Annotated in this window: 1 pseudogene; it reads right to left on the bottom strand. The window is 52.6% G+C overall.

From position 1 onward, the window contains the following. Positions 1-417: pseudogene (locus tag KP705_RS17830) on the bottom strand (transposase); the annotation flags it as partial. Positions 418-439 lie beyond the last annotated feature (22 nt).

Raw genomic sequence — 439 nt, forward strand, 5'->3', positions numbered from 1 at the left:
GTTGTAGACGATATTGGCCAGCCCGATCCTCATGGTGGCCCGGGTGATACCGACAGTTCGGATGAACAATCCCGTCTGTGATTTCTGGTCGGCAAAGACGTGCTCGACGCGCGATCGGATCACGGACTTTCCAGCATTCGATTTCTGGATATGTCGGGGCATAGGCTTGAGATGCGGCTTTTTTCTGTGAACCTTTGAGACAAAACCCTCTTTGTCCATGAAGTCCTCATTCGCTTTCGAGCGATAAGCTGTATCAGCCCAAACGCTTGAGGCCGTATTGGTTTTATCTAACAGCCCCTCTCTCAATCGCGCRCCATCACTGGCGGCGGCATCYGTCGTCTTCCATTCGCGGATGAACCGGAACTTCCGGTCGATGGAGACATGGGACTTGTAGTCAAAGAATGGGATAGCCAGATCGCTGGATGGCATGGTTCAATCG

It is taken from the genome of Gluconobacter sp. P1D12_c (genome assembly GCF_018812105.1).
Taxonomy (GTDB): Bacteria; Pseudomonadota; Alphaproteobacteria; order Acetobacterales; family Acetobacteraceae; genus Gluconobacter; species Gluconobacter oxydans_A.